Here is an 11,411-nt window from a genome sequence, read left to right as displayed (position 1 = left end):
GGTTGATATGCAATACATCAAAATCCATGTGCAGGATAACGTTGCGGTCGCGCTGGCTGATTTGGCGCAGGGAACGGAAGTCACTGTGGACAACCACACCGTAACGCTTCGCCAGGATATTGCTCGCGGACATAAATTTGCGCTGAGTGACATCAGGAAAGGGGCGTACGTAATTAAGTATGGTCAGCCTATCGGCCATGCTTTGACGGACATTGCGGCGGGTGAACATATTCACGCCCACAATACTCGCACCAATCTGAGCGATTTGGATGAGTATCGCTATCAACCCGATTTTCAGGATCTTCCTGCGCAACCGGCGGACCGCGACGTGCAGATTTATCGTCGCGCTAATGGGGACGTCGGGGTACGAAACGAACTCTGGATCCTGCCAACCGTTGGCTGCGTCAACGGGATTGCGCGCCAGATCCAGAGCCGTTTTCTGAAAGAGACGAATGATGCAGAGGGCACTGACGGTGTCTTCCTGTTCAGCCACACCTACGGCTGCTCGCAGCTTGGCGACGATCACATCAACACCCGCACCATGCTGCAAAACATGGTCCGTCATCCGAACGCCGGCGCGGTGCTGGTGATTGGCCTGGGATGTGAAAACAACCAGGTCGATGCCTTCCGCGAAACGCTGGGCGACTTCAATCCTGAGCGTGTGCACTTTATGATTTGTCAGCATCAGGACGATGAAGTGGAGGCGGGACTTGAGTATCTTCATCAGCTTTATGACGTGATGCGCCACGACAAACGCGAGCTGGGGAAACTGAGCGAGCTGAAGTTTGGTCTGGAGTGTGGTGGTTCAGACGGGCTTTCCGGGATTACCGCGAACCCGATGCTTGGTCGCTTCTCTGACTACATGATTGCCAACGGCGGCACCACCGTACTGACCGAAGTGCCGGAGATGTTCGGGGCGGAGCAATTGCTGATGAGTCACTGTCGCGACGAAGAAACGTTCGGCAAACTGGTCACCATGGTCAATGACTTCAAGCAGTATTTTATCGCCCACAATCAGCCGATTTACGAAAACCCTTCGCCGGGTAACAAAGCCGGTGGGATCACTACGCTGGAAGACAAGTCGTTGGGCTGCACGCAGAAAGCGGGTTCCAGTCAGGTGGTTGACGTGCTGCGCTACGGCGAGCGTTTGAAAACCCACGGTCTGAATCTGCTGAGCGCGCCGGGTAATGATGCGGTTGCCACCAGTGCGCTGGCGGGTGCCGGTTGTCACATGGTGTTGTTCAGCACCGGTCGCGGTACTCCTTACGGCGGATTTGTGCCGACGGTGAAAATTGCCACCAACAGCGAACTGGCGGCGAAGAAAAAGCACTGGATCGACTTTGATGCGGGCCAGTTGATCCACGGCAAAGCGATGCCGCAACTGCTGAATGAGTTCATTGATATCATCGTCGATTTCGCCAACGGTAAGCAGACCTGCAACGAACGCAATGATTTCCGCGAACTGGCTATCTTTAAAAGCGGCGTAACGTTGTAAAAAGTGCCGAATGACGGCAAAACGCCTTATCAGGCCTACGCTGGCAGGCCTGATAAGCGCAGCGCCATCAGGCATTGTTAATGGAGTTGATGTCGTTTATGACCGCGTATTGGCTGGCTCAGGGCGTCGGTGTGCTCGCGTTTCTGATTGGCATTACGACGTTTTTCAACCGCGATGAGCGCCGCTTCCGACTCCAGCTTGCCGTCTATAGCGCCACGATAGGCGTACACTTCTTTCTGATGGGCGCCTGGCCCGCCGGGATGAGCGCGGAACTCAATACCGTGCGTACTCTGGTGTCGATGCGCACCCGCAAACTGTGGGTGATGGCGCTGTTCATTATCCTCACCCTGGTGCTAGGGCTGGCGAAACTACAGCATGCGATGGAAATTCTGCCCATCATCGGCACGCTCGCCAGTACCTGGGCGCTGTTCCGCTGTAAAGGATTAACGGTGCGCTGCGTGATGTGGTGTGCGACTGCCTGTTGGGTGGTACACAACTTCTGGCTGGGATCGATCGGCGGAACGCTGATTGAAGGCAGTTTTCTGGTGATGAACGGGCTGAACATTATTCGTTTCTGGCGTATGAAACGCCGGGGAATCGATCCATTCAAAATTGAGAAAAGCGTACAGGAAGAGACCCCTTCCGCCAGATGACGGAAGGGTTTAAGGCTTAGCTACGCAGCGCGTTATTCGCCAGACGTTCGTCTTCAGCCTGGCAGGCTGCCGCGGTAAACAGGACGTCAGTGGAGGAGTTCAGCGCCGTCTCACAGGAATCCTGCAGCACGCCGATGATAAAGCCGACAGCAACCACCTGCATGGCGATATCGTTCGGGATACCAAACATATTACAGGCCAGCGGGATCAGCAGCAGCGAGCCACCTGCAACACCGGATGCGCCGCAGGCGCACAGTGAGGCGACCACGCTCAACAGCAGCGCGGTGGGCAGATCCACCGGAACGCCCAGCGTATGCACCGCTGCCAGCGTTAACACCGTAATGGTGATCGCCGCGCCCGCCATATTGATGGTGGCGCCCAGCGGAATAGAAACGGAATAGGTATCGCGATCCAGATTCAGTTTTTCACACAGCGCCATATTCACCGGAATATTCGCTGCTGAACTGCGGGTGAAGAAAGCATAAACGCCGCTTTCACGCAGGCAGGCAAAAACCAGCGGATACGGATTGCGACGAATTTTCCAGAATACCAGCAGTGGGTTGATCACCAGCGCGACCAGCGCCATACAGCCGACCAGCACAACCAGCAGTTGCGCGTAGCCCCACAGCGTGGAGAAGCCGGTGGTGGCGAGGGTCGATGCGACAAGACCAAAAATACCAATCGGGGCAAAGCGGATCACCAGTTTCACCATAAAGGTCACGGCGTTCGACATATCATTGACCAGATTTTTGGTGGTGTCGTTGCCGTGACGCAGGGCAAAACCAAGGCCGACCGCCCACACCAGGATGCCGATATAGTTGGCATTCAGCAGCGCATCAATAGGGTTAGAGACCATGCTCATTAGCAGGCCACGCAGTACTTCTACAATGCCTGACGGCGGCACGATATCATGCGAACTGGTGACCAGATGCAACGTTGAAGGGAAGGCGAAGCTGAAGACTACCGCGGCGAGCGCCGCAGAAAACGTCCCCAACAGATAGAGAAACAGAATCGGGCGAATGCTGGTTTTTTGCCCGTGCTGATGGTTGGCGATCGACGCCATCACCAGCATCAGAACCAGAATCGGGGCGACGGCTTTTAACGCACCGACGAACAATGTGCCGAGCAAGCCAACGGCAATGGCTGCCGGTTTTGAAATCCATGCCAGTATGATCCCCAGTACGAGACCTACCAAAATTTGTTTAACCAGGCTTCCTTGAGCCAAACGCTGTAGCAGCCCCGATGAACGTTGCGTAGTCATTTCTTGATCCTTACAGTGTGTTGTTGCTCATCCTTCGCGCGTTCTATGGACGCCGCTTTCCGGATGTAACAAAGTGTTTGCCTGGTTGAGTATAAGGAAAGATAACGCTTCGGGAAGCGAAATATGCTGGATTTCATGCTGCGGTCATGTTTTGTAACTTGGTGTTAACAGTATTGTGACATGTTCTACAAAAAGCAGAGGCCAGATTATCTATTGGCCGGGGACGCGCTAGCGTCGCCCGGCACGACAGAATTACGCCTGTTGTTTCTTATCATGCTGGTAGTTGACCCAGGCGTTGATCAGTAACGTCACGACCAGGATGCCAAATACCACGCCGAGCGAAATCGCAATCGGGATATGGTAGAAGTCGACGATCAGCATCTTTATACCGATAAACACCAGGATCACCGCCAGACCGTATTTCAGCATAGAGAACCGCTCTGCAACTCCCGACAGCAGGAAGTACATGGCACGCAGGCCCAGGATCGCGAACAGGTTAGAGGTCAGAACGATGAACGGGTCAGTCGTAACAGCAAAAATAGCCGGAATACTGTCGACCGCAAAAATAACGTCGCTCAGTTCCACCAGGATCAGCACCAGCAGCAGCGGCGTGGCATACAGCAGACCCTTTTTACGCACGAAGAAATGTTCGTTCTCGATAGTATCCGTCATGCGCAGATGTCCGCGCAGCCAGCGCACCAGAGGCTTATCGCCAATGCCGGCGTCATCTTCTTTCGCCAGCGCCATTTTTACCCCGGTAAACAGCAGGAAAGCGCCAAACACATACAGCATCCATTCGAACTGCGTAATCAGCCAGGTACCAGCAAAAATCATTATCGTACGTAGTACGATGGCACCCAGCACGCCGTAGACCAGTACCCGACGTTGCAGGGCAGGCGGCACTGAGAAGTAGCTGAACAACATCAGCCAGACAAAGACGTTATCGACGGCGAGGGATTTTTCGATCAGATAACCCGTGAGGAACGCCAGCGCCTGCGGATCGGCGACGGCGCGGCCTTCGGTTTGTACCAGGTACCACCAGAATGCAGCGTTAAACAGTAGCGAGAGCGTGACCCAGACTAGGGACCAGGCAGCCGCTTGCTTCATGGTCATCGTATGTACGCCACGACGCCCCTGCAAAAAGAGGTCGATAGCCAGCATGATCACCACAACAACAGCGAATCCGCCCCATAACAACGGTGTGCCGACAGTATTCATCATCATTCCTTACACATAAAAAAAACGGCCAACGTCGGAAGACGTCAGCCGCTGCTTTTTATGCATAGACCTCGCCTTCCGGCAAGGTCTCACTTACAACAAAAAAAGAATGCGTTAGCGCATTCCTTTGTCGTTGCCCGGTGACCGGATGTGGTTTTTCACACATCGTAATGACGATCGACCGACAATGAAGTTACTCCCCTTTGCAGGTAACAAAATATGACAGGCCACGCATTCCGTCAATGGCCTGTAACATCTGTTTTACAATGTTTTACGCAGTCGCTGCGCGGCTGGCATTGTCTGCCGGGAAGATGACGCCGGTCTGGCGACGAATCTCGGTTAACAGTTTTGCCGTGATGCGACTGTTGGACAATCCAGGGTGATTCACTTCATTGGCGTCCACCAGTGCTGCAAACGCCTGTGCCTCATACAGCATAGTATTGATGTGCTGCGGTTGGGTAAGATCCTGGGTTTTCCCGCCGCGCGGAACAAAACAAACCTTCTGGCATTCGGAGATTTTTTCGATCACCAGCGATCCGGCTTCGCCCTGAATTTCACTGTCGACAACGGAATCACTCACTTTGGAATGCTGGAGGGTGACGCTGAAATCACCGTAGTCCATCACCACCACGCCGTGGGCATCGACACCGCTCTCCAGCAGACTGGCAGAGGCCTGTACGCTGTGCGGTTCGCCCCATAGCGCCACGGCGGAAGCCAGGCAGTAGAAGCCAATGTCCATGATCGAGCCATTGGAGAAGGCTGGGTTAAAGGTGTTCGGGTTTTCGCCGTCAAGATAGCGCTGATAGCGCGACGAATACTGACAGTAATTGAGGAACGCTTTGCGCATTTTACCGACTTTCGGCAGCGATTGTTGTAACAGCAGGAAGTTAGGCAGACTGGCGGTTTTAAACGCTTCGTAAAGCACCACTTGATTTTCCCGCGCACAGGCGATGGCGGCTTCGACTTCGGCCAGATTCGACGCCAGTGGCTTCTCACAGATCACATGCTTTTTATAGCTCAGAAACAGTTGGGTCTGGGGAAAGTGCAGCGAGTTCGGGCTGGCAATGTACACGGCGTCAATCGCCTCGCTTTGCGCCATCGCATCCAGCGAGGTAAACAGATGCTCGACGAGGTAATCATTGGCGAAGGTTTGCGCCTGTTCGAGGCTGCGGGAATAGACTGCGGTTAACTTATATTTGCCGGTCTCATGGGCGGCATCCACAAACTGGCGGGTGATCCAGTTTGTGCCAATCACTGCGAAACGTATCATAAATGCCTTCAGGCTCCATAAAGGGATTTTGTCGTCAATTTAGCACGCCTTTATGACAAAGCCAGTGCGCTACTGCGCAGTTTCCTTTAACGACAACTGCGTCAACCAGAGGCGGGTATCAAATTCCAACTGGTGATAGTGCGGTTCCATGTGACAGCAAAGCTGATAAAACGCCTTGTTGTGCTCCTTTTCCTTCAGATGCGCCAGTTCGTGGACGACGATCATTCGCAAAAAGGGTTCCGGCGCGTTGCGAAACACGGTGGCGACGCGGATCTCGGCTTTCGCTTTCAGCTTGCCGCCTTGTACGCGAGAGACCGCTGTGTGCAGGCCGAGCGCATTCTTCAGCACGTGGATCTTATTGTCATACATCACTTTGTTGATCGGCGGGGCGTTACGCAGAAATTGATTTTTCAGATCCTGGGTGTATTGCCAGAGCGCTTTATCCGTCGCGAAATCATGCGTTCCCGGATAGCGCTTTTCCAGCACCGCGCCCAGCCGTTGCTCGGCAATCAGCGTGCGCACCTGAGAAAGCAGGTGCTCCGGGTAGCCCTGGAGGTAAGTTAATTGGCTCATCGTCACCCATGCAAATCATAAAAAGTGTATACTCACGCACCCTTTTACGGGATACGCCGAAATTTTACCATTCAGGAGGGCCGATGAGCCACACAGACAACGGTTTCCGTTCACTGACACTAAAACGTTTCCCGGAAACGGACGACGTTAACCCACTGTTGGCGTGGGAAGCGGCCGATGATTATCTGCTGCAACAGGTGGACGATACGGAGATTCGCGGCCCGGTGCTGATCCTGAATGATACCTTCGGTGCGCTGAGCTGTGCGCTGGCGGAGCAGTCGCCGTACAGCATTGGTGATTCGTATTTAAGCGAACTGGCAACGCGGGAAAACCTGCGCCATAACGACCTCGCGGAGTCCAGCGTCAAGTTTCTCGACAGCACGGCAGAGTACCCGCAGGCGCCGGACGTGGTGCTGATCAAAGTGCCGAAAACGCTGGCACTGCTGGAGCAACAGTTGCGCGCGCTGCGAAAAGTGGTGACCCCGCAAACCCGTATCATTGCTGGCGCGAAGGCGCGGGATATCCATAACTCCACGCTGGAGCTGTTTGAGAAAGTGCTCGGTCCAACGACTACCACGCTGGCGTGGAAAAAGGCGCGTCTCATCAATTGCACCTTCAGCGAGCCGGCTCTGGCTGATGCGCCGGAAACGCTGAGCTGGAAACTGGAAGGCACCGACTGGACCATCCATAACCATGCCAACGTCTTCTCCCGCACCGGGCTGGATATTGGCGCACGTTTCTTTATGCAGCACCTGCCAGAGAATCTGGAAGGGGAGATTGTCGATCTCGGCTGTGGCAACGGGGTAATTGGTCTGACGCTGCTGGAAAAAAATCCGCAGGCGAGCGTGGTGTTTGTCGATGAATCCCCAATGGCGGTGGCGTCCAGCCGTCTGAATGTGGAAACTAACCTGCCTGAAGCCATCGATCGCTGTGAGTTTATGATTAACAACGCGCTGTCCGGGGTTGAGCCTTTTCGCTTTAACGCCGTACTGTGCAACCCGCCGTTCCATCAGAAGCATGCACTGACGGATAACATTGCCTGGGAAATGTTCCACCACGCCCGTCGCTGCCTGAAGATCAACGGCGAGCTGTATATCGTCGCCAACCGTCACCTCGACTATTTCCACAAGCTGAAGAAGATCTTCGGCAACTGCGCCACCGTTGCGACCAACAATAAGTTTGTGGTGCTCAAAGCGGTGAAAGTCGGCCGCCGTCGCTAAGCGAACTGCCCATGCCCGGCACGCACAATGTGACCGGGCAATGAATTAAATTCCCAGCGCCAGACGGGTGCCCTGGGCAATGGCCCGGCGGGCATCCAGTTCCAACGCTACATCACAGCCGCCGATTAAGTGCACCGTTTTTCCCGCCGCATGCAGCGGTTCTGCCAGCTCACGTCGCGGCTCTTGACCCGCACAAATAATGACGTTATCGACTTCCAGCGTCTGCGCTTCACCACCGATCAACACGTGCAGACCGGTGTCGTCGATCTTCTGATAGCTGACTGCCGGGATCATCTTCACACCGCGTGAAAGCAACGTGGTGCGATGGATCCAACCGGTGGTTTTTCCCAGTCCCTCGCCGGGTTTGCTGGCCTTACGCTGGAGCATCACAATCTGACGCGGGCTGCGAGCCAGATGCGGGCCTTCCGGACGTAATCCGCCGGCCTGTTGCAGGCTGGTGTCGATACCCCATTCCACACAGAAATCGGCAATGTTCTGGCTGGTGGGTTCGCCGGGCTGACTCAGGTACATTGCGGTATCAAAGCCGATCCCGCCGCAGCCAACGATCGCCACCCGATTCCCCACCGGGGTTTTGTCACGCAGGACATCGAGGTAGGTTAAAACCTTCGGATGATCGATGCCGTCGATCGGCGGCCTGCGCGGCTCGATCCCGCTGGCGAGGATCACCTCATCGAATGCCTGCAGATCGTCTGCTGCAACATAATGATTGAGTTTCAGGGTGACGCCGGTGACGTCAATCATCCGACGGTAATAGCGGAGCGTTTCATAAAACTCCTCTTTACCGGGGATCTGTTTGGCAATATTGAACTGCCCGCCGATCTCGCCCAGCGCATCAAAGAGGGTGACATGATGACCGCGTGCCGCCGCATTGATAGCAAAGGCAAGACCCGCCGGGCCCGCGCCGACGACAGCCAGATTTTTTATTGTGGAAGCCGGAACAACAGGCATTTTGGTTTCATGGCAGGCGCGGGGATTCACCAGGCACGACGTGATTTTGCCGACGAAGATCTGATCCAGGCACGCCTGATTACAGCCGATGCAGGTGTTAATTTCATCAGCACGCCCCGATTGCGCTTTCGACAGCAGTTCGGCATCCGCGAGAAACGGGCGCGCCATCGACACCATATCGGCATCACCACGCGCCAGAATTTCATCGGCAACCTGCGGATCGTTAATCCGGTTAGTGGTGACCAGTGGCAGCGAAACGTGCCCTTTCAGCTTACGCGTTACCCAACTGAAGGCGCCGCGCGGTACCGGCGTGGCGATGGTGGGAATGCGCGTTTCATGCCAGCCAATTCCGGTGTTGATGAGCGTTGCGCCTGCGGCTTCAATGGCCTGCGCCAGTTGCACTGTTTCTGCAAAAGTGCCGCCTTTATCCACCAGATCAAGCATCGACAGGCGGTAGATAATAATAAAGTCGTTCCCCACCCGCTGACGCACCGCACGTACCACTTCAATGGCAAAGCGCATACGATTGGTATAATCACCGCCCCATTCATCGTCGCGCTGATTAGTGCGCAGGGCGAGAAACTCGTTAATCAGGTACCCTTCCGAGCCCATGACCTCCACGCCGTCGTAACCCGCCTCCCGTGCCAGTTGGGCACAGTGCGCGAAGTCTTCTATCAGTTGCAGAATTTCTTCGTGGCTCAGTGCGTGCGGGGTAAACCGGTTGATGGGGGCCTGAATTGCGGAAGGGGCTACCAGTTGTGGTTGATAGCTGTAGCGCCCGGTATGCAGGATCTGTAGCGCTATTTTCCCGCCTTCACGATGAACCGCGTCGGTGATGATGCGGTGATGCGGCACCTCACGGGCGTCATTGAGCGTCGCGCCGCCTTCCATCGTGACGCCAGACGACGCGGGGGCGATGCCACCCGTGACAATCAGTGCGACGCCGTGCCGGGCTCGCTCGGCATAGAAAGCGGCCAGGCGTTCCGCGCCATCAGGATACTCTTCAAGTCCCGTGTGCATTGAACCCATCAGCACGCGGTTTTTAAGCCGAGTAAAACCAAGATCAAGCGGGGCGAACAGCGACGGATAGCGCATAAGATTGTCCAGTATGTAAAATTATTGTTATGTGGTCGGATGAGTGTCTAATTTAGTCGTCGGCAGGGAAAAGGGAAAAGGGGAATGCGATGATTGTGATGGGATTCAAAAAATGCCCCCGGGCAGGGGGCATTTGTTCACAGGCCAGAATGGTGTTTCATCACCCGGCAAGCTGTTTACACCTCTTCTATGCTCACCCGCAGCGCCGCCAGCGCTTTACGCGTGGCTTTCAGCACTTGCTCACACTGCTCAATGGTCAGCGTTAACGGCGGTTCGATGCGGATCGTTTTCGAGTTGTTGAGCGTTCCGGCAACCAGGACCCGCTGGCGGAACATCTCGCTGGCGAAACTGTAGCCGGTTTCATTGTCGACAAACTCGATTGCCATCAGCATCCCTTTCCCGCGGGCGTCCTGCACCAGGTCAGGGAACTCTCGCGCCAGTTGGCGAAAACCGTCCAGCAGGATATCGCCTTTCTGTTCCGCTTGTGCCGGTAAGTTCTGCTCCAGCAGCACATTGATGGTGGCCAGCGCGGCCGCACAGGCCAGCGGATTGCCACCGAAAGTGGTGGTGTGCAGGAAGGGGTTATCAAACAGTACCGAGAAGACCTCTTCGGTGGCGATCGTCGCGCCAATCGGCATCACGCCGCCGCCCAGCGCTTTTGCCAGGCAGAGAATGTCGGGCTGCACGTTCTCATGCTCGCAGGCAAACATCTTGCCGGTACGCCCCATGCCGGTCTGGACTTCATCAAGGATCATCAGCGCGCCAAATTCGTCGCAGAGTTTACGTACGGCGGTGAGATAACCCTGCGGTGGCAGGATCACGCCGCCTTCACCCTGGATAGGCTCCAGAATCACCGCAGCCACATCATCTCCGGTTTTTTTGCACTCGCTGAGCGCGGTACGCATGGCCTCAATATTGCCGAACGGCACATGACGGAAGCCCGGCAGCAGCGGCATAAACGGCTTGCGGAACGTCGATTTGGCGGTGGCGGACAGCGCGCCCAACGACTTACCGTGAAACGCGCCGCTGGTGGCGATAAAGGTAAATTTGCCGCGTGGTGACTGATACGCCTTCGCCAGTTTCAGCGCCGCTTCGACCGATTCGGTACCACTGTTGCTAAAGAAGCTGTATTTGAGTTTTCCGGGCGCCAGGGCAGCAAGGGTTTTTGCCAGCATGGCCCGCAGTGGGTCAAGCAGTTCCTGACTATGCAGAGGTTGTTTCGCGAGTTGATTCTGTACGGCGGAAACCACAACTGGATTACGGTGCCCCACGTTGAAAATTCCAAAACCTCCCAGGCAGTCGACAAACTCCTGTCCCTGGGTGTCGACAAGCGTGTTCAGACTTCCCGCTTGCCACTCTACGGCTCCGTAATCCCCGCCGGCGGTAACAGATTTGCGATACTCTAAAAATCCCGGATTGACATGCTCTTTGAAGTAATCAATCACCTCTCGGTTAAGTGCTTTCATCTCCTCATGATCAAGCGTTCGCTTCTCAATGAGATTCAGTGCGTGCGCACTACAGGCCAAAGCCGATGCGCTGGAAGGTAACCTGTTCAAAATATGCTCCCGGAGATCGCGTATCACATGATACCGATTTAAGTATTGCAGGGATTGCGCCATCCCGGCGGCGCTGATGAAAATCGGGATAAACACCAGGG

Annotated in this window: 9 protein-coding genes; 3 read left to right on the top strand and 6 right to left on the bottom strand. The window is 55.2% G+C overall.

From position 1 onward, the window contains the following. Positions 1-7: 7 nt before the first annotated feature. Complete coding sequence (locus OGW13_RS08290; protein WP_287115879.1) at positions 8-1,495, top strand: UxaA family hydrolase; 1,488 nt, start codon at positions 8-10, stop codon at positions 1,493-1,495. Positions 1,496-1,593: 98 nt separating this feature from the next. Further along, entirely contained in the window at positions 1,594-2,148 is a 555-nt protein-coding gene (locus OGW13_RS08285) for a YgjV family protein (RefSeq protein ID WP_046487516.1), read from the top strand. 16 nt (positions 2,149-2,164) lie between these two features. On the opposite strand, the gene sstT is transcribed toward OGW13_RS08285, so the two are convergent. The 4 genes from sstT to OGW13_RS08265 all read right to left on the bottom strand — a co-directional run bounded on the left by sstT (position 2,165) and on the right by OGW13_RS08265 (position 6,470). Next, complete coding sequence (gene sstT, locus OGW13_RS08280) at positions 2,165-3,409, bottom strand: serine/threonine transporter SstT (protein WP_042998220.1); 1,245 nt, start codon at positions 3,407-3,409, stop codon at positions 2,165-2,167. A 252-nt stretch (positions 3,410-3,661) separates the two neighbouring features. Then, positions 3,662-4,627 carry a TerC family protein gene (locus OGW13_RS08275; protein WP_042998219.1) on the bottom strand — a complete coding sequence of 322 codons (966 nt, stop codon included), beginning with the start codon at positions 4,625-4,627 and terminating at the stop codon, positions 3,662-3,664. A 271-nt stretch (positions 4,628-4,898) separates the two neighbouring features. Beyond that, complete coding sequence (locus tag OGW13_RS08270; RefSeq protein WP_099433663.1) at positions 4,899-5,897, bottom strand: Gfo/Idh/MocA family protein; 999 nt, start codon at positions 5,895-5,897, stop codon at positions 4,899-4,901. A 69-nt stretch (positions 5,898-5,966) separates the two neighbouring features. Then, the gene (locus OGW13_RS08265; RefSeq protein WP_044255814.1) at positions 5,967-6,470 is read right to left on the bottom strand and encodes a M48 metallopeptidase family protein; all 504 of its coding nucleotides are present in this window, start codon (positions 6,468-6,470) and stop codon (positions 5,967-5,969) included. 83 nt (positions 6,471-6,553) lie between these two features. On the opposite strand from OGW13_RS08265, the gene rlmG reads away from it, so the two are divergent. Continuing rightward, positions 6,554-7,690 carry a 23S rRNA (guanine(1835)-N(2))-methyltransferase RlmG gene (gene rlmG, locus OGW13_RS08260; protein ID WP_044255811.1) on the top strand — a complete coding sequence of 379 codons (1,137 nt, stop codon included), beginning with the start codon at positions 6,554-6,556 and terminating at the stop codon, positions 7,688-7,690. Positions 7,691-7,735: 45 nt separating this feature from the next. Here rlmG and OGW13_RS08255 read toward each other — a convergent pair whose 3' ends face one another. Next, the gene (locus OGW13_RS08255) at positions 7,736-9,754 is read right to left on the bottom strand and encodes an oxidoreductase (RefSeq protein WP_287115875.1); all 2,019 of its coding nucleotides are present in this window, start codon (positions 9,752-9,754) and stop codon (positions 7,736-7,738) included. A 176-nt stretch (positions 9,755-9,930) separates the two neighbouring features. After that, positions 9,931-11,310, bottom strand: a complete 1,380-nt coding sequence (gene ygjG / locus OGW13_RS08250; protein ID WP_172961315.1) for a putrescine aminotransferase — start codon at positions 11,308-11,310, stop codon at positions 9,931-9,933. Positions 11,311-11,411: the final 101 nt, after the last annotated feature.

This window comes from Citrobacter sp. Ca225 (genome assembly GCF_030337175.1).
Lineage (GTDB): Bacteria > Pseudomonadota > Gammaproteobacteria > Enterobacterales > Enterobacteriaceae > Citrobacter_A > Citrobacter_A amalonaticus.
The sequence above is the reverse complement of the archived record's forward strand: the minus strand, read 5'-3'. Positions and strand labels throughout refer to the sequence as shown.